General features: G+C 74.5%; 21 protein-coding genes. 11 read left to right on the forward strand and 10 right to left on the reverse strand.

Annotation, left to right across the window (positions count from 1 at the left end):
• Window positions 1-175: 175 nt before the first annotated feature.
• Window positions 176-898 carry a response regulator transcription factor gene (locus IE321_RS05930; RefSeq protein ID WP_043228233.1) on the forward strand — a complete coding sequence of 241 codons (723 nt, stop codon included), beginning with the start codon at window positions 176-178 and terminating at the stop codon, window positions 896-898.
• Between the two features lie 18 nt (window positions 899-916).
• Window positions 917-2,314, forward strand: a complete 1,398-nt coding sequence (locus IE321_RS05935; RefSeq protein ID WP_190222024.1) for a sensor histidine kinase — start codon at window positions 917-919, stop codon at window positions 2,312-2,314.
• A 98-nt stretch (window positions 2,315-2,412) separates the two neighbouring features.
• Here IE321_RS05935 and IE321_RS05940 read toward each other — a convergent pair whose 3' ends face one another.
• Window positions 2,413-3,411, reverse strand: a complete 999-nt coding sequence (locus IE321_RS05940) for a TAXI family TRAP transporter solute-binding subunit (protein ID WP_190222025.1) — start codon at window positions 3,409-3,411, stop codon at window positions 2,413-2,415.
• An 887-nt stretch (window positions 3,412-4,298) separates the two neighbouring features.
• Between IE321_RS05940 and IE321_RS05945 the strand changes: the two genes are divergently transcribed.
• A complete protein-coding gene (locus IE321_RS05945) occupies window positions 4,299-5,462 on the forward strand; it encodes a four-carbon acid sugar kinase family protein (protein ID WP_190222026.1) in 1,164 nt (387 codons plus the stop codon).
• A gap of 3 nt (window positions 5,463-5,465) precedes the next feature.
• Here the strand turns inward: IE321_RS05945 and IE321_RS05950 are convergent, their stop codons facing one another.
• The 5 genes from IE321_RS05950 to IE321_RS05970 form a co-directional block, all read right to left on the reverse strand.
• Window positions 5,466-6,110 (reverse strand): response regulator transcription factor, encoded by a 645-nt coding sequence (locus IE321_RS05950; RefSeq protein ID WP_190222027.1) that lies wholly within the window; start codon window positions 6,108-6,110, stop codon window positions 5,466-5,468.
• Window positions 6,101-7,267, reverse strand: coding sequence for a sensor histidine kinase (locus IE321_RS05955; RefSeq protein WP_226651401.1), 1,167 nt, complete (start codon window positions 7,265-7,267; stop codon window positions 6,101-6,103). Before IE321_RS05955 ends, IE321_RS05950 begins: the two co-directional genes overlap by 10 nt.
• Window positions 7,268-7,277: 10 nt before the next feature.
• Window positions 7,278-7,940 carry a DedA family protein gene (locus tag IE321_RS05960; RefSeq protein ID WP_043228242.1) on the reverse strand — a complete coding sequence of 221 codons (663 nt, stop codon included), beginning with the start codon at window positions 7,938-7,940 and terminating at the stop codon, window positions 7,278-7,280.
• 135 nt (window positions 7,941-8,075) lie between these two features.
• Window positions 8,076-8,696, reverse strand: coding sequence for an isochorismatase family protein (locus tag IE321_RS05965; RefSeq protein ID WP_190222029.1), 621 nt, complete (start codon window positions 8,694-8,696; stop codon window positions 8,076-8,078).
• 203 nt (window positions 8,697-8,899) lie between these two features.
• On the reverse strand, window positions 8,900-9,928 hold the full coding sequence (locus IE321_RS05970; RefSeq protein WP_190222030.1) for a GlxA family transcriptional regulator: 1,029 nt from the start codon (window positions 9,926-9,928) through the stop codon (window positions 8,900-8,902).
• Window positions 9,929-10,140: 212 nt separating this feature from the next.
• Here IE321_RS05970 and miaB point away from each other — a divergent pair, with 212 nt between their 5' ends.
• Window positions 10,141-11,670, forward strand: a complete 1,530-nt coding sequence (miaB, locus tag IE321_RS05975; protein WP_190222031.1) for a tRNA (N6-isopentenyl adenosine(37)-C2)-methylthiotransferase MiaB — start codon at window positions 10,141-10,143, stop codon at window positions 11,668-11,670.
• 273 nt (window positions 11,671-11,943) lie between these two features.
• On the forward strand, window positions 11,944-12,651 hold the full coding sequence (locus IE321_RS05980) for a class III extradiol dioxygenase subunit B-like domain-containing protein (protein WP_190222032.1): 708 nt from the start codon (window positions 11,944-11,946) through the stop codon (window positions 12,649-12,651).
• A gap of 123 nt (window positions 12,652-12,774) precedes the next feature.
• Here the strand turns inward: IE321_RS05980 and IE321_RS05985 are convergent, their stop codons facing one another.
• Window positions 12,775-13,089 carry an antitoxin gene (locus tag IE321_RS05985; RefSeq protein ID WP_190222033.1) on the reverse strand — a complete coding sequence of 105 codons (315 nt, stop codon included), beginning with the start codon at window positions 13,087-13,089 and terminating at the stop codon, window positions 12,775-12,777.
• A 28-nt stretch (window positions 13,090-13,117) separates the two neighbouring features.
• Window positions 13,118-13,615, reverse strand: coding sequence for a hypothetical protein (locus tag IE321_RS05990; RefSeq protein ID WP_229916319.1), 498 nt, complete (start codon window positions 13,613-13,615; stop codon window positions 13,118-13,120).
• Between the two features lie 98 nt (window positions 13,616-13,713).
• On the opposite strand from IE321_RS05990, the gene miaA reads away from it, so the two are divergent.
• The 6 genes from miaA to hflX all read left to right on the forward strand — a co-directional run bounded on the left by miaA (window position 13,714) and on the right by hflX (window position 22,129).
• The gene (miaA, locus tag IE321_RS05995) at window positions 13,714-14,652 is read left to right on the forward strand and encodes a tRNA (adenosine(37)-N6)-dimethylallyltransferase MiaA (protein ID WP_043228254.1); all 939 of its coding nucleotides are present in this window, start codon (window positions 13,714-13,716) and stop codon (window positions 14,650-14,652) included.
• A 108-nt stretch (window positions 14,653-14,760) separates the two neighbouring features.
• The gene (locus tag IE321_RS06000) at window positions 14,761-15,210 is read left to right on the forward strand and encodes a hypothetical protein (protein ID WP_043228255.1); all 450 of its coding nucleotides are present in this window, start codon (window positions 14,761-14,763) and stop codon (window positions 15,208-15,210) included.
• Between the two features lie 155 nt (window positions 15,211-15,365).
• Window positions 15,366-16,241: a diaminopimelate epimerase gene (gene dapF / locus IE321_RS06005; protein ID WP_043228257.1), complete on the forward strand. Its 876-nt coding sequence runs from the start codon at window positions 15,366-15,368 to the stop codon at window positions 16,239-16,241.
• A gap of 200 nt (window positions 16,242-16,441) precedes the next feature.
• Window positions 16,442-18,586: a RelA/SpoT family protein gene (locus tag IE321_RS06010; protein WP_190222035.1), complete on the forward strand. Its 2,145-nt coding sequence runs from the start codon at window positions 16,442-16,444 to the stop codon at window positions 18,584-18,586.
• A 342-nt stretch (window positions 18,587-18,928) separates the two neighbouring features.
• Window positions 18,929-20,494, forward strand: coding sequence for a M1 family metallopeptidase (locus tag IE321_RS06015; protein ID WP_190222036.1), 1,566 nt, complete (start codon window positions 18,929-18,931; stop codon window positions 20,492-20,494).
• A gap of 141 nt (window positions 20,495-20,635) precedes the next feature.
• Complete coding sequence (gene hflX / locus IE321_RS06020) at window positions 20,636-22,129, forward strand: GTPase HflX (RefSeq protein WP_043232468.1); 1,494 nt, start codon at window positions 20,636-20,638, stop codon at window positions 22,127-22,129.
• Between the two features lie 212 nt (window positions 22,130-22,341).
• On the opposite strand, the gene IE321_RS06025 is transcribed toward hflX, so the two are convergent.
• Both IE321_RS06025 and IE321_RS06030 read right to left on the reverse strand, forming a co-directional pair.
• Window positions 22,342-23,520: a trypsin-like serine peptidase gene (locus IE321_RS06025; protein WP_190222037.1), complete on the reverse strand. Its 1,179-nt coding sequence runs from the start codon at window positions 23,518-23,520 to the stop codon at window positions 22,342-22,344.
• Window positions 23,521-23,611: 91 nt separating this feature from the next.
• The gene (locus IE321_RS06030; protein ID WP_043232462.1) at window positions 23,612-24,787 is read right to left on the reverse strand and encodes a trypsin-like serine peptidase; all 1,176 of its coding nucleotides are present in this window, start codon (window positions 24,785-24,787) and stop codon (window positions 23,612-23,614) included.
• Between the last annotated feature and the right edge of the window lie 267 nt (window positions 24,788-25,054).

Consider the following 25,054-nt stretch of genomic DNA (forward strand, 5'->3'; position numbering starts at 1 on the left):
AACGATAGGACTACAGTCGGGCACTCTGGGTGAAGCCGGGCTCGGAGGCCGTACCGGGTGGATAACGGAAGCGGACGGGCCGCCGGGGGACACTTGACTGGGGCGGCGGTGATCGGCGTTCATGGGCGTTCATGCCCCGGCCCCGGGGCACCCCGGCGAACGAGAGGAGAAGACCATGCGACTGCTGCTCGTCGAGGACGACGACCACGTCGCCGCGGCCCTCTCCGCGATCCTCGCCAGGCACGGCTTCGCCGTCACCCACGCCCGCAACGGCGAGGAGGCCCTCCAGGCCGTCCTCCCCACCGCACAGGGCGACCGGCCCTCGTACGGCGTGATCCTGCTCGACCTCGGCCTCCCCGACCAGGACGGCTACCAGGTCTGCGCCCGCATCCGGAAGCTCACCACCACCCCGGTGATCATGGTGACCGCCCGCGCCGACGTGCGCTCCCGGATCCACGGCCTCAACCTCGGCGCCGACGACTACGTCGTCAAGCCCTACGACACCGGCGAACTGCTCGCCCGCATCCACGCCGTCTCCCGGCGCACCGCGGGACCCGGACCCGAGGAGACCGCCGGCGGTACGGGCTCCGCCGCCGACTCCGCCGTGCTCCGCCTCGGCGCCGTCGCCGTCGAGCTGCCCACCCGGCGCGTCAGCGTCGACGGCGAGCCCGTCGCGCTCACCCGCAAGGAGTTCGACCTCCTCGCCCTCCTCGCCCAGCGGCCCGGTGTCGTCTTCCGCCGCGAGCAGATCATCTCCGAGGTCTGGCAGACCAGTTGGGAGGGGACCGGCCGCACCCTGGAGGTGCACGTCGCCTCGCTCCGCTCCAAGCTGCGGATGCCCGCCCTGATCGAGACCGTGCGGGGCGTCGGCTACCGCCTGGTCGCCCCGGCCGCGTAACCCCCGGCCGCCCCGCCCGTGCGCACCCGACTCCTCCCCCTGCTCATCGTCCTGATGGCCGGGGTCCTCCTCGCCCTCGGCTTCCCGCTCGCCGCCAGCCTCGCCGCCGCCCAGCAGCAGCGGGTCGTCGTCGACCGCCTCGACGACGCCGCCCGCTTCGCCGCGCTCGCCCAGTTCGTCGGAGACCCCGCCACCGGCAGTGACGAGCGCCGCACCACCCTCGGCGGCGAGCTCGCCAGCTACCACGACGTGTACGGCATCCGGGCCGGCATCTTCTACCGCGACAACCGCGCCATGGCCGCCGCCCCCGAGGACTGGGTCGTCCCCTACGAGGGCGAGGGCCGCCGCGCCTTCAACGAGGCCCTGCTCGGCCGCCGCAGCCACGACCCGCCGCAGGTCTGGCCCTGGCAGCCGCACGCCCGCCTCACCATCGCCTCCCCGGTGGTCCGCGACGGGGACGTCGTCGCCGTCGTCGTCACCGACTCGCCCACCGGCGAGCTCCGCGCCCGCATCCTGCGCGGCTGGCTGGTGATCTTCGCCGGCGAGGCCGCCGCCATGCTCCTCGCCGTCGGCGCCGCCGTACGCCTCACCGGCTGGGTCCTGCGCCCGGTCCGGGTCCTGGACGGCGTCATCCACGACATCGCCACCGGCCGGATGAACTCCCGGGTCGCCGAGGCCGGCGGACCGCCCGAACTGCGCCGCCTGGCCCGCTCGTTCAACGAGATGGCCGACCACGTCGAGGAATCCCTGGAGCAGCAGCGGGCGTTCGTCGCCGACGCCTCGCACCAGCTGCGCAACCCGCTCGCCGCGCTGCTCCTCCGCATCGAGCTGCTGGCCCTCGAACTCCCCGAGGGCAACGAGGAGATCGCCTCCGTCCGCACCGAGGGCAAGCGGCTCGCCCAGGTCCTCGACGACCTGCTCGACCTGGCCCTCGCCGAGCACGCCTCCGCCGACCTGCGGCTGACCGACGTCGGCGCGCTCACCGCCGAGCGGATCGCCTCCTGGCGGCCGGTCGCCGACGACAAGGGCGTGCGGTTGGTCGGGGAGTGCGGCGCGGCCACCGGCTGGGCGGATCCGGTGGCGCTGTCCAGCGCGCTCGACGCGGTCGTCGACAACGCGCTCAAGTTCACGCCGGCGGGCGAGCGGGTCACGGTCCGGGTCCTGCCCGGCAAGGGCGCCGTCGAGGTCGTCGTCGCGGACCTCGGCCCCGGCCTCACCGACGAGGAGCTGAGCCGGGTCGGCGACCGCTTCTGGCGCTCCGGACGCCACCAGAACGTCAAGGGCTCGGGGCTCGGCCTCTCCATCGCCCGCGTCCTGCTCACCGCCACCGGCGGCGGCATCTCCTTCGCCCCGAACGACCCCCACGGCCTCCGCGTGACGGTCACCGTGCCGCGCTACGAGCCGACCGAACGGTGAGCGCGGAGCCCGTACGACTCAGGGCTTGGCCGAACGGTGAGCGCGGAGTCCGTACGGCTCAGGGCTTGACCGAGCGGTGAGCGCGGAGCCCGTACGGCTCAGGGCTTGACCGACCGGTAGTAGCGGCGGGCGCCGTCGTGCAGGGTGAGCGGCTCCGTGTAGATGGCCGTCCGCAGGTCCACCAGCTGCGCCGGGTGCACCCGGCTGCCGATGGCGTCCCGGCTGTCGATCACCGACCGGGTGAAGCCCTCCACCAGGTCCGGATCGGCCTCGGCCGTCGTCACCATCAGGTTCGCCACCGCGAGCGTCTCCACCCGCTGCCCGTCCTGGGCGGCCGCGTACGCGTCGGCCGGGATCACCGCCGAGCGGTAGTGGCGCGTCGACTCGCCCACGTCCCGCAGCGCCTCCACGAGCGCGGTGTCCATCGGGATCAGCCGGACCTCGGCCCGCTCCGACAGCGACTGCACGGCCTGGGTCGGCAGTCCGCCGGACCAGAAGAAGGCGTCCAGCTCGCCCCGCTCCAGCATCCGGGGCATCGAGTCGATGCCGACCGGCACCGCGGTCACGTCCCGGTTGGGGGTGAGCCCGGCGGCCGCGAGGACCCGGTCCGCTATCAGCCGGACGCCCGAGCCGTCCTGGCCGACGCCGACCCGCAGCCCGCGCAGGTCGGAGACGCTCTGGGCGGAGGCGCCCTTGCGCACCACGAGCTGGACGTAGTCGTCGTAGAGCCGGGCGCAGCCGCGCAGCCGCTCGAAGCCGGGCCGGCGGTCGCGGATGTACTGCGCCACGGCGTCGGCGGTCGCCACCGTGAAGTCGGCCTCGCCCGAGGCGACCCGCGCCAGGTTCTGCTGGGAGCCCTCGCTGTCCGTGAGGGTGATCGACACCTCGGGGAGGTCCTTGGCCATCGACTGCTTCAGCAGCACGCCGTAGCGCTCGTACACGCCGGAGGGGACGCCGGTGCTGAACGTGATCGAGCCGCGGGGCGTCGGGCTTCCGAAGGGCGCCAGCCACCACAGCAGCACCCCGCACACCACGAGCAGCACGGCCGCGAGCGCGAGGACGCGGCGGCGGGCGGCGCGGGTGAGGGAGGCGAACATGCCGTCGATCCTGCCAGGTGGCCGACGCCGCTGGCCAGGGACGCGGGACGCGGACGACTGTGACGTCCACTGCCCCGTGGCTCCCGGTGGCGGCGGGACCACCGGGCCCCACGGCGGGGCGCCTGCCGGCCGATGCGGGCCGATTCCGGCCCGTTCCGGCGATCGGGAACGGGGCCGGGGGCGAGCCGGGGGGGTGTGTCGGAGGGTGGGAGCCCGGGGGCGAGCCGGAAGGGGGGAGCCCGGGGCCGGGCCGGGCGTCGCGCCGGGTTCGTGCGGGAGGGGAGAGGGCGGGGTCCGGTGGTCACGCCGGAGGGGAGGGGGAGGGGCCGGGGCGGCGGGCGCCCCGCCGGAAGGGGAGCGGCCGGGATCGGCGGCCGCCCCCGCCGTGCCGCGCCGCCCGCCGTCGCCACCACCCCGCCCCCCGGCGGCGGCGCCTTCCCGCACGCGCCGGACGACCCCGTTCGCGCTCCGCCGAAGCGGTGAGCGGGTGTCGGGAGGGGCGTCGTGCCGTGTGTCCTGCCGGGGCGCCGGGGGGTGTCCGGCTAGCGTCGGGCACGGCTCGGTGATCTTGAGGGCAGTCCCCTCTGCCCGCCCCTGGCCCCCGCCGAGCCGACAACCCACCCCTGTCCCAAGGGAGTTTCCGCATGCCCGTGAACCCGGCACCCGTGTGCCGCCGCGCCGGAGCCGCCGCGCTGACCGTCCTCGCCCGGCCCCGCCCTCCGGGCCGCGCCGGAAGGGACGGCTTCCGGCGGTCGCTGGACTGAGCGGGCCGCACGGGTGAGGCTGGGGCGAGCGCGCCCGCCGGGCGCCACGGGTCGGGCCCGCGCGCCGGGTCCGCGCCGACGGCGCGAGCCGACCCCGCCCGTACGACCCCGAGGAAGCCGCCGATGCACTCCGCCCCGTCCGTCAGCCCGCCCCGCGTCGCCGTCCTCGCCGACGACCTGACCAGTGCGGGGGACGGGGCGGCACCCTTCCGCAGGGCCGGTCACCCGGCCCGGGTGCTGCTCTCCGGCAGCCCGCTCGACGGGCACGGGCAGGAGGACGGGGTCCTCGCCGTCGACCTCGGCAGCCGGCTCCTGGACGAGGCCGGGGCGGTCGCCCGTACGCGCGCGGCGGCCCGCGCGCTCGCCGGTGCGGGGCTGCTCCTCAAGACCGTCGACTCGACGCTCCGGGGGCACGTGGCCGCCGAGATCCGCGCGGCGCTGGAGGGTTCGGGGCGGCGGGCCGTCGTGATCGCGCCCGCTTTCCCGGCCGAGGGCAGGACCACCCGCGACGGCGTGCAGTACGTCCGCGAAGTGCGCGTCGACGAGAGCGAGTTCGCCCGCGACCCCGCGCACCCCGTCCGTACCGCCGACCTCGCCCGGATCCTCCCGGAGGCCGTCCTCGTCGACGCCGGACGCCCGGATGCGCTGTTTGAACTCCTTCCGGAAGGCGGCCTCTTCGTCTGCTCCGCCGCCACCGACGCGGACCTGGACCGGATCGTCGCCGCCGTCCCCGACCACCGGGCCGTCCTGTGGGTCGGCTCCCCGGGCCTGGCCGCGGCCCTCGCCCGCCATCACGCGCGCACCAGCGCTTCGTCCGCCGAACTCCCGCCCTCCGTACGGCCCTTGGTCGCGGTCGGCAGCGCCAACCCCGCCACCCGCAGGCAGCTCGCCCTGCTGGCCGCCGAGCCGGGCGCGGTCAGCGCGGTGGCCGCCGACCCGCTGCGGGCCGCCGACACCCCCGTACGCATCCTCCACACGCCCCACGAACGGCGGGCCGACCCCGGCGAGCTGACCCGGGCGCTCGCCGCCTCCGTGGCGGCCCTGGCCGGGCACGCCCCCTTCGACGGGCTGGTGCTCACCGGCGGGGAGACGGCCGAGGCCGTGCTGCGCGCGCTCGGCGCCCACGGCATCGACCTCCACGACGAGCCCGAACCGGGCATCGCGCGCGGCACCCTCGCCGGCCCGGCGGACGCCCCGCGGGTCCCCGTCGTCATCAAGGCGGGCGGCTTCGGCGACGAGCGGACCCTTGTCCGCCTGCACGCCCTGCTGACCCGCGTCCCGTCCTGAGGGTCACGCCTCCAGGTAGCGCAGCACCGCGAGGATCCGGGGGCTGTGGCCCTCGGTCCCGCGCAGCTCCAGCTTGTCGAAGACCGCGTTGAGGTGCTTCTCCACGGCGCTCAGGGACAGGTGCAGCCGACGGCCGATCGCCGCGTTCGTGCACCCCTCCGCGAGCACCTGGAGGACCTCCCGTTCGCGCGGCGTCAGCCGGGACAGCGGATCGGCGTGCGCGCTGCGGACCACCAGCTGCCGGACGACCTCCGGGTCGATCGCCGCCCCGCCCGCGCCGATCCGTTCCAGCGCGTCGAGGAACTCCTCGACCTGCGCCACCCGGTCCTTCAGCAGGTAGCCGACCCGTTCGGCCCCGGTCGCGAGCAGCCGGGCCGCGTAGCTCCGCTCGACGTGCTGCGAGAGGACCAGGACGCCGGTCCCGGGCAGCCGTTCGCGGATCTCGACGGCCGCCCGCAGGCCCTCGTCGGTGTGGGTGGGCGGCATCCGGATGTCCACGACGACCACGTCCGGGCGCAGTGCCTCGGTCGCGCCGACCAGCGTCTCCGCGTCACCGAACGCCCCGACGACCTCGTGCCCCTCCTCCGCGAGCAGCCGGGCCAGGCCCTCCCGCAGCAGAATCGAGTCCTCGGCCAGGATCACGCGCACGGCAGCTCCGCGACGATGGTGGTGGGTCCCCCGAGGGGGCTGTCGACGTGCAGGACGCCGTCGAGCGCGGCGACCCGCCCGCGCAGGCCGGTCAGGCCGCTGCCCGCCGGGTCCGCGCCGCCCCGGCCGTCGTCCTCGACCCGCACGGTCAGCGGCCCGCCGGGCGCCCCGGCCACCCGTACCGAGACGGAGCCGGCGGCGGAGTGCTTGGTGGCGTTGGTGACCGCTTCGGAGACGACGAAGTACGCGGCCGTCTCCACCGGGCGGGGGAGCGGGCCGGTCACCTCGTACGCGATCCGCAGCGGCAGCGCGCACCGCTGCGCGACCCCGCCGATCGCCTCCTCCAGGCCGAGGCTGTCCAGCGCCGACGGGTAGGCCCGCCAGGCCACCTCGCGCAGCTCGGCCAGCACCTCCCCCGCCTCCCGGTGCGCCTGCCCGAGCAGTTCGACCGCCCGCTCCGGGTCCCGCCCGCCGCTCCGGCGCGCCCGCCCGATCAGCATGGCGAGCGCCACGAGCCGCTGCTGCACCCCGTCGTGGAGGTCCCGCTCGATCCGGCGGCGCTCCGCGTCCACGGCCGCCACGACGGCGGCCCGGCTCACGGAGAGCTCGTCGATCCGGCGCCGCAGCAGCTCCCGCTCCGAGGGCCCGAAGTGCTCCCGGGCCAGTCGGGCGTCGAGCGCGGTCAGCGCGGCCAGCCCCTGGAGGCCGAGGAACAGCAGGACGCCGCCGAGGACCAGCTGCGTCAGCAGCTCCGCCGCCCCGGTGGTCCCGCCCGCCACGCCACCGGCCAGCAGCCCCGCGAGCACCACGCCGTAGCCGAGCAGCCCCAGCACGAGCCCGCACACGAGCCCCGTCCAGGACCGGACCGCCAGGTACCTCAGGGCGCCGCCCTCGCCCTCGTACGCCTCGGGGAACCGGTCGGCGAAGAAACGGGTCCGCCGCCTCCGCTCCAGTTCCACGAGCGGCCGGGCGCCCCGGGTGAGCAGCCGGAGGGCGTACGCGCGCGTGCGCGGCCACAGCAGGAAGGCCCCGAGCGGCACCCCCGCCCCCACCAGGTACAGCAGCCCCGGCACGGCCGTCGCGCAGCCGGCCGCCACCCCCGTCGCCTTCGCCGCCCGCGCCGCTTCCGGCGCCCGCGATCCTTCGCCCCCGCTCACCCGCCCCACCCTAGGCGCGGCGGTGACGCGGCTCCGCCCCGCGCCCCCGGAGCCGTACGACGAGCCAGGTCGCGGCCGCCGCGAGGACCAGGAGGACGACGGCCTTGGAGGCCACGCCCACGTACGTCTCGACCAGCTCCCAGCGGTCGCCGAGGGCGTAGCCGGCGAGGACGAGGACGCTGTTCCAGACGAGGCTGCCCACGGTGGTGAGCAGGAGGAAGAGGGGGACCGGCATCCGTTCCACCCCGGCGGGCACCGAGATCAGGCTGCGGAAGATCGGCACCATCCGGCCGAGGAGCACCGCCTTCGTGCCGTGCCGCCGGAACCACTCCTCGGTCCGCTCCAGGTCCGAGACCCGCACCAGCGGCAGCCGGGCCCACACCGCGTGCATCCGCTCCCGGCCGAAGAGCGCGCCGATCGCGTAGAGCGCGAGCGCGCCCACCACCGAGCCGAGCGTCGTCCAGAACAGGGCGGAGGCGAGGCTCAGCACGCCCTGCCCGGCGGCGAAGCCGGTCAGCGGCAGGATCACCTCGCTCGGCAGCGGCGGGAAGAGGTTCTCCAGCGCGATGGCGACGCCCGCGCCCGGCCCGCCGAGGGTGTCGACGAGACCGGTGGCCCAGCCGGCGACGCCGCCGGCGGGCTCCTGCGCGAGGGTGGTCGGGAACGGCGTCATGAGTCCTCCAGGGTCACGGGGAAGGCCGCCGGCTTGCGCGCCCGGCGGCCCTCACCAACCTAGGAAGCGCGGCCCGGAGCCGGTATGCGCGTTCCCGCCCGGTGCCCCTGCGGAAAACCGCGGGGTGCCCGGCGATCAGGCCGGCAGGTCCGCCGCCGTCGGCACCACGACCGCGAAGACGTCGGTCAGCCCGGTCAGCGCGGCCCGCTTGAGCTCGGCGGCCGGCACGACCGTCCCGTCCGGCGCGGTGAGGGACCGGGTGGCCGTCGCCTCGGCGACGACGGTCGGCCGGTAGCCCAGGTTGAACGCGGCCTGGGCGGTGTAGTTCACGCACATGTGGGTCATGAACCCGGCCAGGACCAGGTCCTTCCCGCCGCCCGCCGCGAAACCGAGGTCCGTCAGGACCTTCTCCAGGTCGGTGGCGTGGAAGGCGTTCGGGAAGTTCTTCACCACGACCGGCTCGCCCTCGGTCGGAGCCACCTCGTCGCTGATCGCGCCGACGTGCGCCGTGAGGTCGTACGGGGAGCCCTCGCCGCTGTCGTGCTGGACGTGCACCACCGGGGCGCCGGCCGCCCGGGCACGGGCGAGCAGCCGCGCCGCCTCGGCGACGGCCTCCTCGGCGCCCTCCAGCGCCATGACGCCGGAGCGGTAGGTGTTCTGGATGTCGATGAGGATCAGGACCGCGTCGGAGAGGCGGGCCGGCTCGTCGGTCAGACCGGAGAGGGCACGGAGGGGAGTGGAGGGGGTGACGGTCATTTCTTTACCCTTCGTCGAAATCGTTGCGAATGCATGCGAATACGGATGAATCGATGGAAAAAGGTGCTGGGGAGGCAGGGTGGAGCCACGCACCACGCACGGCAGGGGACGGGCGAAGGCGGGGCCACGCACCACGCACGGCGGGACGGGCGACGGCGGGGCCACGCACCACGCACGGCAGAGGGCGCGCGACGGCGGGCCCGTCAGCCGCTCCCCGTGCGGAACCGGCGGCGATAGGCCGCCGGCGTGGTCGCCAGCTGCCGGCGGAACGCCCGGTGCAGGGTCTCCACCGAGCCGAGCCCGGCCCGTGCCGCCACCTCGGCGAGCGGCGCGTCCGAGGTCTCCAGGTGGCGCCGGGCCACCTCGATCCGGGCCGCCTCCACATAGGCGGCGGGGCTCGACCCCGTCTCCTGCGCGAAGACCCGGGCGAAGTGCCGCTCGCTCAGGCACATCCGGCCGGCCAGCCGCTCCGCGGACAGGTCCTCGTCGAGGTGGTCCGCGATCCAGAGCCGCAGCTCGTCGATGTCCCTCCGGCCGGCCGCCGGACGGCTCAGCGGTACCGAGAACTGGCTCTGGCCGCCCTGCCGCTTCAGGTACATCACGAGCTGTCGGGCGACCGCCAGCGCGGTCTCCTCGCCCAGGTCCTCGGCCACCAGGGCGAGGGACAGGTCGAGGCAGGCGCTGATCCCGGCCCCGGTCCACAGTCGGCCCCGGTCCGTCCGTACGAAGATCGGATCGGGGTCGACGGTGACCTCCGGGTGGTCGGCCGCCAGCTGTGCGGCCGTCGACCAGTGGGTCGTCGCGGACTTCCCGTCGAGCAGACCGGCCGCCGCGAGGACGTGGGCGCCGACGCAGACCGACGCCACCCGGCGGGCGTGCGGCGCGGTCTCCCGCACCCACCGCACGACCTCAGGGTCGAGCCGGGCGACGACCCCGCCGTTCTCCGCCGGGTCCACCGCCCCCGGCACGAGCAGTGTGTCCACGTCCGCGCCGACCTCGTCGAAGCCCAGGTCCGCGACCAGCCGGACCCCCGCCGAGGTCCGCACCTCCCCGGCGCCACCGGGCGCGGCCAGCCGCACCTGGTAGCGGACGGCGCCCGTCTCCCGGTTGGCCAGCGCGAAGACCTCGGCCGGCCCGGTGACGTCGAGGAGGTCCACGTCCGGGAAGACCGCGACGACGACCCGGTGGACCGGATGCGCCGCGGGGGCCGTGGTGGAGGTCGTCTCGGACATGCCCCCACCTTCGCCCGCCCCGCCCCGTGACGGCAATGACGATTCCCTGTCACATCCGGACACCCGCGCCTCCGCCGGGCGCGCGGCCGGGTCCCGGGCGTCAGGCGTGCGGTCCCGCACGCCCGGGGCCCCTGGCGTGCGGCCGGGCACACCGTCGGACGTGCGGCCGGGAGCCCGCCGGGGAGCGCCTACTCTTGAATACTCTTGAAGGCATGACCAGCAGCAGCGACCGGAGTCTCACAGTGGGCATCGAAGGACCGAAGACCTACGACATTCGCACCTACGGGTGTCAGATGAACGTCCACGACTCCGAGCGGCTCTCCGGTCTGCTGGAAGAGGCGGGCTACGTCCGCGCCCCCAAGGAGGCCGACGGCGCCGACGTCGTCGTCTTCAACACCTGCGCGGTCCGCGAGAACGCCGACAACAAGCTGTACGGCAACCTCGGCCACCTCGCCCCGATGAAGACCGCCCGCCCGGGCATGCAGATCGCCGTCGGCGGCTGCCTCGCCCAGAAGGACCGCGACACCATCGTCAAGCGGGCCCCCTGGGTCGACGTGGTCTTCGGCACCCACAACATCGGCAAGCTGCCGGTCCTGCTGGAGCGCGCCCGCGTGCAGCAGGAGGCGCAGGTCGAGATCGCCGAGTCCCTGGAGGCGTTCCCCTCCACCCTGCCGACCCGCCGCGAGTCGGCGTACGCGGCCTGGGTCTCGATCTCGGTCGGCTGCAACAACACCTGCACCTTCTGCATCGTCCCCGCCCTGCGCGGGAAGGAGGAGGACCGCCGCCCCGGCGACATCCTCGCCGAGATCGAGGCGCTGGTCGCCGAGGGCGTCTCCGAGATCACCCTGCTCGGTCAGAACGTGAACGCGTACGGCTCCGACCTCGGCGACCGCGAGGCCTTCAGCAAGCTGCTCCGCGCCTGCGGCTCCATCGACGGTCTGGAGCGGGTCCGCTTCACCTCGCCGCACCCGCGCGACTTCACCGACGACGTCATCGCCGCCATGGCCGAGACGCCCAACGTGATGCCCCAGCTGCACATGCCGCTCCAGTCCGGCTCGGACCCGATCCTCAAGGCCATGCGTCGCTCCTACCGCCAGGAGCGCTTCCTCGGCATCATCGAGAAGGTGCGCGCCGCGATCCCGCACGCCGCCCTCTCCACGGACATCATCGTCGGCTTCCCCGGCGAGACCGAGGAGGACTTCGAGCAGACCATGCACGTCGTCCGCGAGGCCCGCTTCGCCAACGCCTTCACCTTCCAGTACTCCAAGCGCCCCGGGACCCCGGCCGCCGAGATGGACGGCCAGATCCCCAAGGAGGTCGTGCAGGCCCGCTACGAGCGCCTGGTCGCCCTCCAGGAGGAGATCTCCTGGGACGAGAACAAGAAGCAGGTCGGCCGCACCCTGGACGTCATGGTCGCCGAGGGCGAGGGCCGCAAGGACGGCGCCACGCACCGCCTCTCCGGCCGCGCGCCCGACAACCGGCTCGTCCACTTCACCAAGCCCGACGAGGACGTCCGCCCCGGCGACGTGGTGACCGTCGAGATCACCTACGCCGCCCCCCACCACCTCCTCGCCGAGGGCCCCACCACCGCCGTCCGCCGCACCCGCGCGGGCGACGCCTGGGAGAAGCGCACCGCCGCGGCCGCCGCCAAGCCGGCCGGCGTCCTGCTCGGCCTGCCGCAGATCGGCGTCCCGGCCCCCCTCCCGGCGGCCGACGCCCCGGCTTGCGGCGCCGGCCACTGACGGGGCCCGCGCCGGCCGGACGGGGCGCGGGCGGCTGACGGGGCTGGGGTGACGGGGCCGGGGTGACGGTCGTCGAAAGGCCGTGGGACGGCTGCGGTCCGGCGGACGCCGACGGGTTCTGGGACGGCTGTCGGTCCGACGGACGCCGACAAGCTGTGGGACGGCTGCGGTCCGGCGGGCGCCGACAGGTTGTGGGACGGCTGCGGTCCGGCTGACGCCGAAAGGCCGCTGACCGGCCGCTGACCAGGGCCGTGGGGCAGTAGGCTGCGGATCATGCTTGTCGCCGCAGCCGTGTGCCCCTGCCCGCCGCTCCTCGTGCCCGAGGTCGCGAGCGGTGCCGCCCCCGAGCTGGAGGACGCGCGGGCGCGCTGCGCGGACGCCCTCGGGGTGCTCGCCGCCGCCCGGCCCGACCGGCTGTACGTCGTCGGGCCCGCGCCCGAGGACGCCCTCGGCGCCTTCCCGGCCGGTTCCGCCGGCTCCTTCGCCGGGTTCGGCGTCGACCTCTCCGTGCGCCTCGGCGAAGGCCCCGGGGGCGCCCGCCCGCTGCCGGGCCCGCTCGCCGTGGGCGCCTGGCTGCTCTCCCGTACCGAACGGTCCGACGTCCCCGTCGAGGGGCTCGGAGTCGACGAGCGGGCCACGGCCGAGGAGTGCGCCGCGACCGGACGCGCGCTCGCCGCCTCGGCCGAGCGGGTCGCCCTGCTCGTCCTGGGCGACGGCAGCGCCTGCCGGACCGTGAAGGCGCCCGGCTACTTCGACGAGCGCGCCGCCGGCTTCGACGCCGAGGCCGCCCGGGTCCTGGGCTCCGCCGACGTCCCCGGCGTCCTCGCGCTCGACCCCGGCCTCGCGTACGAACTGAAGGCGACCGGACGCGCCCCCTGGCAGGTCCTCGCGGGCGCCGCCGAGGGCGCGGGCCTGGAGGGCCGCCTCCTCCACGAGGACGCGCCCTACGGCGTCGGGTACCTGGTCGCCGTCTGGTCCTGAGCGGCGGGACCGCGCGAGTCGGACGGCACGGCACGGCGCAGGGACGCGGAAGCGCGACGGACGGCCGCGGAGCACGCACTCCGCGGCCGTCCGTCGCGCTTCCACGTCCCTGCGGGCAGGTCCCTAGGCGGCCGGAGGCGGCGGCGGGGGCGTGCCGGGCGTGTCGCCCGTGCCGGGGACGCCGCCGGTGCCCGGTGCGCCGCCGGTCCCGGTCCCGGGGGTGCCGCCGTCCTTGTGCCCGATCCGGTCGATGGCCTCCTTGGCCTTGCCGGTGCCGGACTGGATCTTGCCGCTGTACTTGCCCTTGGTCTTCTCGTCGACCATCTTCGCGGCCTTGTCCAGGCCCTGGTCGATCTTGTCCCCGTGCTGGTGCGCGAGGTCCGAGACCTTGTCCTTGGCCGGGCCCAGCTTGGCCTTGAGTGAATCCAGGAGACCCATGGGGCACCTCTCCGTGTCCGTGTCCTGCCTACCTGCGGGCGGTCTCGCCCGTCTCGCTGTCCGTGTCGGCGGCGGTATCGACCGACTGCTGCCGCGGGATCTCCACGACCTCGGCGACCGCCTCCTCGGACTCCGCCTCCGAAGCGCCTTCCCCGGAAGACGCCCGCGAAGCGGACTCGTCCGCGGCGGACCCGTCAGAAGCGGACCTGTCCGAAACCGATCCCTCCGGGGCCGATTCCCGCAGGGCCGATTCCGTCGGGGCCGGCTCCGCCGTCTCCGACTCCACCGCAGCGGTCAGTCCCGCGACCACCACCCGCGTCACGCCACCGTCCTCCGTGATGTCCGTCGTGACGTCGGTCTCGGTCGCTTCGGTCACCGCGGCCGCCTCGGTCGCGACCGCCGCGTCCTCCGCGGCGCCCTTCTTCTTCCGGCGAAACATTGCGAAAACACCCATAACTACTCCAAGCCTACGTGTCGGGAGGTGCCGTGCGGGGGATCGACGGCCGGAACACGGCCGGAACGCCACGCGAAACGGCCGGAACCACGCAACGCGCAACGAACCCCTCACCCCCCTGTCACGTCGCTCGTTCGGGGACGCCCCCCGAGGTTTGCGAGACTGGGGCGGTGAGAAGCGCAGCTCCCGCACCGCGGGTCATCGCCGTCGTCGGCCCCACGGCGGCCGGAAAGTCCGATCTGGGTGTGTTCCTGGCCCAGCAGCTCGGCGGCGAGGTCGTCAACGCCGACTCGATGCAGCTCTACCGCGGGATGGACATCGGGACCGCCAAACTGACGCCGGAGGAACGCGGCGGCGTGCCGCACCACCTCCTCGACATCTGGGACGTCACCGAGGCCGCCAGCGTCGCCGAGTACCAGCGGCTCGCCCGCGCCGAGATCGACCGCCTGCTCGCCGAGGGCCGCACCCCCGTCCTCGTCGGCGGTTCCGGCCTGTACGTGCGCGGCGCCGTGGACGCCCTGGAGTTCCCCGGCACGGACCCCGAGGTCCGGGCCCGTCTGGAGGCGGAGCTGGAGGAGCGCGGCTCCGGCGTGCTGCACGCCCGGCTCGCCGCCGCCGACCCCGAGGCGGCCCGCGCGATCCTCCCCAGCAACGGGCGGCGGATCGTCCGCGCCCTGGAGGTCATCGAGATCACCGGCAAGCCCTTCACGGCCAACCTCCCCGGCCACGAGTCCGTCTACGACACGGTTCAGATCGGTGTGGACGTCGCCCGCCCCGAGCTCGACGAGCGGATCGCCACCCGCGTGGACCGCATGTGGGAGGCGGGCCTCGTCGACGAGGTCCGCGCCCTGGAGGCGCTCGGACTGCGCGAGGGGCGCACGGCCTCCCGCGCGCTCGGCTACCAGCAGGTGCTCGCGGCGCTCGTGGGGGAGTGCACCGAGGACGAGGCACGCGCCGAGACCGTGCGCGCCACCAAGCGCTTCGCCCGCCGCCAGGACTCGTGGTTCCGCCGCGACCCGCGCGTCCACTGGCTCAGCGGGGCCGCCGATCACCGCGGGGAACTCCCGCGGGAGGCGCTCTCGTTGGTCGAACGAGCGGTTACAGCCTGATCACGTGATGGCATCGGGACGCCCTGCCCGTCATTTCGGCGGTCGGGAGCGTGCCATCATCGAGCATCGATCGACCAAGTGGAGTCCGAGTGGGGAGGGCGCGTGGCGATGGAGGCCGGCCCTCGTGACAGAGAACAGCACGAGTCGGTCCCCGGGGGTGCCCCGGGGCTGACGCCCGACGGTCCCGACGACGCGGAGGGCACCGCGGTCGAGATCGCCGACGAGGTCGAGGTCGAGCTGCGCCCCCGGCGCCTGCTGAGGATCTGGCAGCTCGCCCCGATCGTGGGGCTCGCCGCCGTCGGCTCCCTGATGTTCGCCTTCCCCCTCGCCTTCGGCTCCGGGGACGGCGGCGCGGTCGTCGCCATGCTCGGACTGCTCATCAGCTTCTGCGCCGCCGGCTGGGGCGTGATGGCCGCCCGCAAGGTCGGCTACACCTGGCCCGGGCTGCCGCAGCGCGGCTCCGGCGAGCGGCCGAACTGGCGGGTCCTCGCCCTCTACGTGATCACCATCGCGGCCCTCGTCGCCCTCGCGGTCTGGCGCGTCGCCCGCCTGCGCTGAGCAGGCCGGGGCGCACCCGGCCGCCCGGTCCCGGAGAGGGCCGCTCGGAGGCGCCTGGTCCCGCGGACGGCCTGCGGGCCTCCCTGTGGACGATGCGTGGGCCGCCCTGTGGACAACCGGAACGGCTGTCCGGGCGGCACCGTACAGTTGATCTCGTGACCAGCACGCAGACCACCCCGCTCCGTTACCTCAAGGGCCACGGCACCGAGAACGACTTCGTGATCGTCCCCGACGCGGAGAACGAGATCGACCTGCCCCCCGCGCTCGTCGCCCGGCTCTGCGACCGCCGGGCCGGACTCGGCGGGGACGGCGTGCTGCACGTCGTGCGCAGCGCCGCCCACCCCGAGGCCCGCGCCATGGCCGACGAGGCCGAATGGTTCATGGACTACCGCAACGCCGACGGCTCGGTCGCCGAGATGTGCGGGAACGGGGTCCGGGTCTTCGCCCGCTACCTGGAGCACGCCGGCCACGTCACCGCCGGCGAGATCGCCGTCGCCACCCGCGGCGGCGTCAAGCGCGTCCACCTCGACAAGAACGGCTCCGTCACCGTCTCCATGGGCCGCGCCGTCCTCCCCGAGGCGGGCGTCACCGTCGCCGTCGACGGCCGCAGCTGGCCGGCGCGCAACGTGAACATGGGCAACCCCCACGCGGTCGCCTTCGTCGAGGACCTCGCCCACGCGGGCACCCTGTACGACGAGCCGCCCTACGAGCCGGCCTCCGTCTACCCGGAGGGGGTCAACATCGAGTTCGTCGCCGACCGGGGCCCCCGCCACGTCGCCATGCGGGTCCACGAGCGGGGCGCCGCCGAGACCCGCTCCTGCGGCACCGGCGCCTGCGCCGTGGCCGTCGCCACCGCCCGCCGCGACGGCACGGACCCGGCCGCGACCGGCACCCCCGTCACGTACACCGTGGACGTCCTCGGCGGCACCCTCGTCATCACCGAGCACCCCGACGGGGAGATCGAGATGACCGGACCGGCCGTCATCGTCGGCGAGGGCACCCTGGAGCCCTCCTGGCTCGCCGCCGGCTGAGCGCCGACGGCCGAAGGACCCCGCCGTCCGGGCGGCGTAATCGAAACAGTCAACGACTCCCGCGTCGCTCGAATGGGTGATCCGTTTCACGCTGGGCGAGAGCGGGACTGCGCCACGTGGTGGGGTCGGTAGCATCAAGCACCGGCCCCCCGGGCTCCTCTCGCCCGTCCACCGCCGGTCGACGTCGCCGGAGGTGCCCCATGAGCGCAGAGGCCACGAACCCCGTGAGCGCGGCCGAGGCCGCAGTCACCGACACGGGCGTCCGCAGGCGCGGCCGCGCCCGGCTGGAGCTGCGGAGGATCGGCCGCGCCGCCCTGCTCGGCGCCACCGCGGGCCCCGCCCCGCGCGACCGGCTGCCCGACGCCATCAGCCACGTCGCCGAGGCCCACCGCGCCCACCATCCCGAGGCCGACCTGTCGGTGCTCCGCCGGGCCTACGTCCTGGCCGAGTCCTCGCACCGGGGGCAGTTCCGCAAGAGCGGCGAGCCGTACATCACGCATCCGCTCGCCGTCACCCTCATCCTCGCCGAGCTGGGCGCCGAGACCGTCACCCTCACCGCCTCCCTCCTCCACGACACCGTAGAGGACACCGAGGTGACGCTCGATCAGGTGCGCCGGGAGTTCGGCGACGAGGTCGCGTACCTCGTCGACGGCGTCACCAAGGTCGAGAAGATCGACTACGGCGCCGCCGCCGAGCCCGAGACCTTCCGCAAGATGCTCGTCGCCACCGGCGACGACGTCCGCGTCATGTCGATCAAACTCGCCGACCGGCTCCACAACATGCGCACCCTCGGCGTGATGCGCCCCGAGAAACAGGCCCGCATCGCCAAGGTCACCCGGGACGTCCTCATCCCCCTCGCCGAACGGCTCGGCGTCCAGGCCCTCAAGACCGAGCTGGAGGACCTGGTCTTCGCCATCCTCCACCCCGAGGAGTACGAGACCACCCGGGCGCTCATCGCGGAGGCCACCGGCTCCGGCTCCCCGGACGCGCTCGCCGCCGTCGCCGAGCACGTCGGCACCGTCCTGCGCGAGGCGGACATCGCCGCCGAAGTCCTCGTCCGCCCGCGCCACTTCGTCTCCGTCCACCGCGTCCGCCTCAAGCGCGGCGAGCTGCGCGGCTGCGACTTCGGACGGCTCCTCGTCCTCGTCGCCGAGGACGCCGACTGCTATGCGGTCCTCGGCGAGCTGCACACCTGCTTCACCCCGCTGATCTCGGAGTTCAAGGACTTCATCGCGGCCCCCAAGTTCAACCTCTACCAGTCGCTGCACACCGCGATCGCCGCCCCCGACGGGGCCGTCGTTGAGGTCCTCATCCGCACCCACCGCATGCACAAGGTCGCCGAGGCCGGCGTCGTCGCCCTCGGCAGCCCCCACGGCACCGCCCCCGACCAGGCGGAACCCGCCGAAGGACCCGATCCCGCCGAGGACGGCGAGCGCACCGACCCCACCCGGCCCGGCTGGCTCGCCCGCCTCCTCGACTGGCAGGAGTCCGCCCCCGACCCGGATACCTTCTGGAGTTCGCTCCGCGCCGACCTCGCCGAGGACCACGAGATCACCGTCTTCCGCGCCGACGCCGGCACCCTCGGCCTGCCCGCCGGATCCACCTGTGTCGACGCCGCCTACGCCCAGCACGGCGAGGCCGCCCACGCCTGCCTCGGCGCCCGCGTCAACGGCCGGCTCGCCCCGCTGAGCACCGTCCTGGCCGACGGCGACACCGTGCAGCTGCTCCTCGCCCAGGACAGCCACTCCGGCCCCTCCCCGCAGTGGCTGGACCACGCCCGTACCCCCGCCGCCCGGATCGCGATCACCGCCTGGCTCCAGGCACACCCCGAGGCCGCCGCCCAGCCCGCCGCGGCCCCCCGTGCGCCGCTCAGCGTCGCCGCCGACCGCAGCTCCGGCGCGGAACTCCACGCCGACCTCGACGGCGCCCCGCCCGCCCCCGTCCGCCCGGCCGGCTGCTGCACCCCCGTACCCCCCGACACGATCACCGGCTTCCGGGTCCGCGGCGGCTCCGTCACCGCCCACCGCACCGGCTGTCCGGCCGTCGACGTCATGCACCGGCTCGGCCGCGCCGTCGTCCCCGTCCGCTGGGGCGACGCCGCGCACTGCCGGGTCACGCTGGTCGCCGAATCGTTCGGCCGCCCCGGTCTGCTCGCCGATCTCACCGAGGCCATCGCCACCGCGGGCGCCGAGGTCGTCTCCGCCACCGTCGAGCCGCCGAACGAGCAACGCGTCCGCCACACGTACACCCTCCAGCTCACCGACGCCGCCGAACTCCCCAACCTCATGCGCGCCATGCGCGACGTCCCCGGCGTCTACGACGTCGGCCGCACCCACCGTCTCTGAGCCGGGTTTCCTCGGGAACCCGGCACCCACACGGCTCGCCGGGGACGGGGACGGGGACGGGGACGGGGACGGGGACGGGGACGGGGACGGGGACGGGATCGGGACCGGTCCGGGCCCTGGTCCCCGCCATGGCCCTGGCCCCGGCCCGGGCCTGGCTCTGGCCCAGGCTCGCCTCCGCCCCCCCCAGGCTCGCCTCCGCCCCCCAGGCTCGCCTCCGCCCCCCAGCCCCAGCGCCCCGGTCCTGCCGTCGGCTCGGCTCCGTCCACGCGCGCGTGACTCCTTCGGGTGGCGGGTGCGCGCGTCGGCTCGGGGGGCGGGCCGGGGCCCTGGTAGCCCTGGCCCATGCCGCTCACTTCCCCGTCGCCCGCACCGCCCTCACAGTCCGCACCAGCCCCGCACCCCCGACCGCCCCCGTACCCACGCCCCGCCCCGTACGCCAGGGGCCCCGCGCGGCGCGCCCGCGCGCCCTGGCTCCGGGCCTCCGGGCTCGTCGCCGCCACCGCCGGACTGGTCGCGGCCGCGCTGCCCGCCCCCGCCCCGCTCGGCATCGGCGACCCGCTCTTCCCGTACCTCGGCAACCCCGGCTACGACGTCCTCGCCTACGACATCGCCCTCACCTACTCCGGCGTGAACACCGAGCCGCTCGACGCCGTCACCCGCGTCGACGCCCTCGCCACCGCCGACCTCGACCGGCTCCACCTCGACTTCACCCACGGCACCGTCTCCGGCGTCACCGTCGACGGCGTGCCCGCCGCCTACCGGACCAGCGGCGAGGACCTCGTCGTCACGCCCGCCGCCCCGATCGACGCGGGCGAACCCGTCACCGTCACCGTCCGCCACACCAGCGACCCCCGCGGCCCCGCCTCCAACGGCGGCTGGGTCCGCACCTCCGACGGCCTCGCCATGGCCAACCAGGCCGACGCCGCCCACCGCGTCTTCCCCTCCAACGACCACCCCTCCGACAAGGCCGCCTTCACCTTCCGGATCACCGCCCCCAGCGACCTGACCGCCGTCGCCAACGGCCTACCCGTCGGCCGCGCCGACCACGGCGCCACCACCACCTGGACCTACCGCACCCGCCACCCCATGGCCACCGAACTCGCCCAGGTCTCCGTCGGCCGCTCCACCGTCCTGCACCGCACCGGCCCGCGCGGCATCCCCGTCCGGGACGTGGTCCGCGCGCAGGACCGCGAGACGATGGAACCCTGGCTGCGCAGGACCCCCGGCCACCTCGAGTGGATGGAGGGCAAGGTCGGCCCGTACCCCTTCGAGACGTACGGCGTGCTCATCGCCGACGCCACCACCGGCTTCGAGCTGGAGACCCAGACCCTGTCCCTCTTCGAGCGGCGGCTCTTCACCGACCCGCGCTTCCCCGAGTGGTACGTCGACGCGGTCATGGTCCACGAGCTGGCCCACCAGTGGTTCGGCGACAGCGTCTCCCCGCGCACCTGGTCCGACCTGTGGCTCAACGAGGGACACGCCAGCTGGTACGAGGCCCTGTACGCCGACGAGACGGCCGGCAAGTCCATGGAGCGCCGGATGGAGGCCGCGTACGCCGCCTCCGACGGCTGGCGCGCGGACGGCGGACCGCCCGCCGCGCCCCGCCCGCCCGCGCCCGGACAGAAGATCAGCCTCTTCCGGCCCGTCGTCTACGACGGCAGCGCCCTCGTGCTCTACGCCCTCCGGGAGACGATCGGCACCGGCGCCTTCGAGCGGCTGGAGCGGCGCTGGGTCGCCGGACACCGGGACGGCACCGCCTCGACCGCCGACTTCGCCGCCCTGGCCGAACAGGTCTCCGGACAGGACCTCGACGCCTTCTTCGACGGCTGGCTGTACGGCGAGAAGACCCCGCCGATGCCCGGACACCCCGACTGGCGCGTCCACGCGCCCGCCGGCGCGGAACACTGAGGAAACCCGCGTGACGGGCGCGGGGAGGCCGTGTCACCATTTTCAGGTCGGCGACGAGGCCGACCGGGAGTTCCCGAGGGAATCTTCCGGTGCCGCCGCACGTTCTACCGACACCATCGTTTCCACCGACGTAAGGATCCAATGACCTCCTCTTCTTCCCCTTCCCAGGACGAGCAGAGCTTCGCGCAGTCGCGCCGCACCGAGAGCCTTCGGGCCGATGCCCTGATGGAAGAGGACGTCGCCTGGAGCCACGAGATCGACGGAGAGCGGGACGGCGAGCAGTTCGACCGCTCCGAGCGCGCGGCCCTGCGCCGTGTCGTGGGCCTCTCCACCGAGCTCGAGGACGTCACCGAGGTCGAGTACCGACAGCTGCGCCTGGAGCGCGTCGTGCTCGTCGGCGTCTGGACCTCGGGGACCGTGCAGGACGCGGAGAACTCCCTCGCGGAGCTCGCCGCCCTCGCCGAGACGGCCGGTGCCCTCGTCCTCGACGGCGTGATCCAGCGCCGCGACAAGCCCGACCCGGCCACCTTCATCGGTTCCGGCAAGGCCCAGGAGCTGCGGGACATCGTCGTCGAGACCGGCGCCGACACCGTCGTCTGCGACGGCGAGCTCAGCCCCGGCCAGCTCATCGCCCTCGAAGACGTGGTCAAGGTCAAGGTGGTCGACCGGACCGCCCTGATCCTCGACATCTTCGCCCAGCACGCCAAGTCCCGAGAGGGCAAGGCACAGGTCGCCCTCGCGCAGATGCAGTACATGCTGCCGCGCCTGCGCGGCTGGGGTCAGTCGCTGTCCCGGCAGATGGGTGGCGGCGGCGGTGGCGGCATGGCCACCCGCGGCCCCGGTGAGACCAAGATCGAGACCGACCGGCGCCGCATCCGCGAGAAGATGGCGAAGATGCGCCGGGAGATCGCGGAGATGAAGACCGGCCGTGACATCAAGCGGCAGGAACGGCGTCGCAACAAGGTGCCGTCGGTCGCCATCGCCGGATACACCAACGCGGGCAAGTCCTCGCTGCTCAACCGCCTCACGGGCGCCGGCGTCCTGGTGGAGAACGCGCTGTTCGCCACCCTGGACCCGACCGTCCGCCGGGCCGAGACGCCGTCCGGCCGGGTCTACACCCTGGCCGACACCGTCGGCTTCGTCCGGCACCTGCCGCACCACCTGGTCGAGGCGTTCCGCTCCACCATGGAGGAGGTCGCCGACGCGGACCTCATCCTGCACGTGGTGGACGGCTCGCACCCCGTCCCGGAGGAGCAGCTGGCCGCCGTCCGCGAGGTCTTCCGCGACGTCGGCGCGGTGAACGTGCCGGAGATCGTGATCATCAACAAGGCCGACGCGGCCGACCCGCTGGTCCTCCAGCGCCTGCTCCGCGTCGAGAAGCACTCCATGGCCGTCTCCGCCCGCTCGGGCGAGGGCATCGAGGAGCTGCTCGCCCTGATCGACCGCGAGCTGCCGCGCCCGGAGGTGGAGATCGAGGCCCTGCTGCCGTACACGCAGGGCGGCCTCGTCTCCCGCGTCCACGCCGAGGGCGAGATGCTCTCCGAGGAGCACACCCCGGAGGGCACCCTGGTCAAGGCCCGGGTGCACGAGGAACTGGCGGCGGCCCTCGCGCCGTACGTCCCCGCCGCGCACTGAGCGGAGACCGACCCGCAGCAACGCTCCGGCCCCCCTCCCGACCAGGGAGGGGGGCCGGAGCCGTTCTCGTGCGGCGGCCGCCTGTCGCCGTCGCCGGCCAGTGGACAGCGGTCCCCGGCCAGTGGTCACCGACCATCGGGCCGGTGGTCACCGATCAGCGGGTCTGCGGTCACCGACCAGAGGGTCGGTGGTGAGTGGCCGTGGGGATCGGGTCAGCGGGCGAACTTCGCGCTGACCATGTCGTACGCCGCCTTGGCCCCGCGGCCGAGCTGGGGGCCGGCCAACCAGCCGCGGCTGCCCGCCGGGCCGATCGACGTGTTCGACACCAGCGCCGTCTTCCCGCCCGGCAGCACCCGGAACCAGCCGCCGCCCGACGAACCCGCCGTCATCGTGCAGCCGATCCGGTACATGACCGGCGTCGCCGGGGCCGTCGTGAGCCGGGACGGCCGGTCCAGGCACTTGTGCATGATCACGCCGTCGTATGGGGCCGCCTGCGGGTAGCCCCAGGCCCCCACGGTCCCGGCGCCGGCCGGCGCCGGGGCGGAGAAGTCGACCGGCAGCGCCGCGCCGACGGTCTCCTCCAGCGACTTGCCGCCGCGCTGGGGCTGGACGTGCAGGACGGCGTAGTCGTACGGCCACGCCTGGTTCGTGCCGCCGCGCTGGAGCCACTCGCCCGAGGTCACCGCCCAGTCCGCCCAGTACTGGCCGTACGGGTAGACCTCGTGCGGCCGCGCGTTCCGCAGCGCGGACGGGCTCTTGCCCAGGTCGTTGAAGGCCGGGACGAAGGTGATGTTGCGGTACCAGCCGCCGCGCTGCCCGGCGTGGACGCAGTGACCGGCCGTCCAGACCAGGTTGGACTTCCCGGGCCGGCGCGGGTCCTTCACGATCGTGCCCGAGCAGACCATCGACCCCTGCGGGGAGTCGAAGAAGATCTTGCCGACGGGGGCGGCGTGGGAGTGGTACGGCGTCTTCTCGCGCTGCGCCGTCACCGGCCGCGGCACCGGGTCCGAGCCGGAGGCCCCGGCCTGCGCGGTGATCGTCGGGTCCGGGCTCTTCGCCGACTGCATGCGCGCCGGGTCCCACAGGTCCTCGATGACCGGATTGACGAAGTCCTCGGCCTCGCGCAGCCAGGTGCCGGTGTCCCAGTCCCGCCACCCGCCCCGCTTCCACGCGTCGAGGTCGACGCCGTGCTTCTTGAGCTTGTCGGCGAGGTCGCCCGCGAGGCCGTCCGCGCCACCGGCCCCCTCGGACGGGGCCGCCGTGGAGGGCGCGGACGCGGAGGTGCCCGCCCCGCCCGCCGCCGGCGTCTCGGTCGGCCCGCAGGCCGTGGCGGTCAGCGCGAGCGCCGCCGCCACGCCGAGGGCCGTGGGTATGAGTCGTACGGAACGCATCTGGTGGTTTCCCCCTGGAAGGTGTGCTGAGCGTGCGAAGGGAGGCGGGACCGACCGGTCCCGCCTCCCTCAGACCCGCGCTGTCACCGGACTACTGGCCGGCGTACTTCTTGCTGACCTCGTCGAAGATCGCCTTGGCCTCGGGGCCGAAGCGCGGCCCAGCCAGCCAGCCGGCCGTCGAGGGGCCGATCGAGGTGTTCGACACCAGCGCCGGCTGACCGTCCTGGCCCTGGGCGACCCAGCCGCCACCGGACGAACCGGCCGTCATGGTGCAGCCGATGCGGTACATCGTCGGCTGCTCCGCCTTCAGCGAGAGACGGCCCGGCTTGTCCGCGCACTGGAACATCTTCTGGCCGTCGAACGGCGGCGCCGCCGGGTAGCCCGTCGCCGTCATGCTCGCGATCTTCGGCACCGCCGGGGCGTTGAACTCGACCGGCAGGGCCGTACCGACCGTCTCCTCCAGCGACTTGCCGGACGAGCCCTTCTCCGGGGTCACCTGGATGACCGCGAAGTCGTACGGGGCGCCCGCGCCGCCGGTGGACGCGCCCTGCGCGATCCACTGGTCGGAGGTCTTCACCCAGTCCGCCCACCACACGCCGTACGGCGCGATCTGCTCGCGGGTCGCCTTCTCCAGGTCGGAGGTGGGCAGCGCGGCGTCGTTGTACGAGGGGACGAAGGCGATGTTCCGGTACCAGCCGCCCTCCTTGCCCTTGTGGACGCAGTGTCCGGCGGTCCACACCAGGTTGGACTTGCCGGGGTGGGCCGGGTCCTTCACCACGGTGGCCGAGCAGACCATCGAGCCCTCGGGGCCGTCGAAGAAGACCTTGCCGGAGGCGGGCGAGTTGGCGTGGTACTTCGCCGGCACCGGCTTCGCCTTCACCGGGTCCGGAGTCGGGTCGGTGACACCCTCGTCGCCCGAGATGTCCTCCTCCTCGACCGGACGCTCGGGACGCTCGGCGTCCCGCATCCGGTCCGGGTCCCAGAGGTCCTCGATGATCGGGTTGACGAAGTCCTTCGCCTCACGAAGCCACTTGTCCTTGTCCCAGTTCTTCCACTCGCCGTCGCGCCACTTGTCGAGATCGATCCCGTGGTCCTTCAGCCGCTGCTTCAGGTCCTCCGGAATCTTGATCTTGTCGACCGGGTTCTCGCTCACCGGCGCGCTGGGCTTGTCTCCTGCGTTCTCCTCGGTCGGGCCGCAGGCCGTCGCGGTGAGCGTCAGCGCCGCGACGGCGGACGCCGCCATCAGCAGCGGACGAATCGATCGCATCTCGTGATCCCCCTGGGACTACGTCAACTGGTGCATGTCTGAGCTTCGGTCGTACTCGTGTCCGGACGGACCCGAGTACGACGGCCCCCACTATGCCGGTGCCGGAGGGGACGGTACGCGCCCCGCCGACGGTTCCGGAGCCGGTCCGGCCGTTGTCATGCCGTGATCCGCGACACGCCAAGGATCTTGCCTGCGGCCCGTGTTCCCCGGCAGTTCCCGTCGTTGGTACGTACGGGGGACACAACGGCGGCGCTCGAAGCGGCCTTT

It is taken from the genome of Streptomyces hydrogenans (assembly GCF_014656075.1).
Classification (GTDB): Bacteria; Actinomycetota; Actinomycetes; order Streptomycetales; family Streptomycetaceae; genus Streptomyces; species Streptomyces hydrogenans.

Bases quoted from the DNA above. Each gene is read 5' to 3' on its own strand.
- IE321_RS05970 (WP_190222030.1), bottom strand. From the start codon at position 9,928: ATGTCCGAGACGACCTCCACCACGGCCCCCGCGGCGCATCCGGTCCAC.
- IE321_RS06000 (WP_043228255.1), top strand. From the start codon at position 14,761: ATGGAGGCCGGCCCTCGTGACAGAGAACAGCACGAGTCGGTCCCCGGG.
- IE321_RS05980 (WP_190222032.1), top strand. From the start codon at position 11,944: ATGCTTGTCGCCGCAGCCGTGTGCCCCTGCCCGCCGCTCCTCGTGCCC.
- IE321_RS06025 (WP_190222037.1), bottom strand. From the start codon at position 23,520: ATGCGTTCCGTACGACTCATACCCACGGCCCTCGGCGTGGCGGCGGCG.
- IE321_RS05945 (WP_190222026.1), top strand. From the start codon at position 4,299: ATGCACTCCGCCCCGTCCGTCAGCCCGCCCCGCGTCGCCGTCCTCGCC.
- IE321_RS06010 (WP_190222035.1), top strand. From the start codon at position 16,442: ATGAGCGCAGAGGCCACGAACCCCGTGAGCGCGGCCGAGGCCGCAGTC.
- IE321_RS06030 (WP_043232462.1), bottom strand. From the start codon at position 24,787: ATGCGATCGATTCGTCCGCTGCTGATGGCGGCGTCCGCCGTCGCGGCG.
- IE321_RS05940 (WP_190222025.1), bottom strand. From the start codon at position 3,411: ATGTTCGCCTCCCTCACCCGCGCCGCCCGCCGCCGCGTCCTCGCGCTC.
- IE321_RS06015 (WP_190222036.1), top strand. From the start codon at position 18,929: ATGCCGCTCACTTCCCCGTCGCCCGCACCGCCCTCACAGTCCGCACCA.
- hflX (WP_043232468.1), top strand. From the start codon at position 20,636: ATGACCTCCTCTTCTTCCCCTTCCCAGGACGAGCAGAGCTTCGCGCAG.
- IE321_RS05960 (WP_043228242.1), bottom strand. From the start codon at position 7,940: ATGACGCCGTTCCCGACCACCCTCGCGCAGGAGCCCGCCGGCGGCGTC.
- IE321_RS05985 (WP_190222033.1), bottom strand. From the start codon at position 13,089: ATGGGTCTCCTGGATTCACTCAAGGCCAAGCTGGGCCCGGCCAAGGAC.
- miaB (WP_190222031.1), top strand. From the start codon at position 10,141: ATGACCAGCAGCAGCGACCGGAGTCTCACAGTGGGCATCGAAGGACCG.
- IE321_RS05930 (WP_043228233.1), top strand. From the start codon at position 176: ATGCGACTGCTGCTCGTCGAGGACGACGACCACGTCGCCGCGGCCCTC.
- IE321_RS05965 (WP_190222029.1), bottom strand. From the start codon at position 8,696: ATGACCGTCACCCCCTCCACTCCCCTCCGTGCCCTCTCCGGTCTGACC.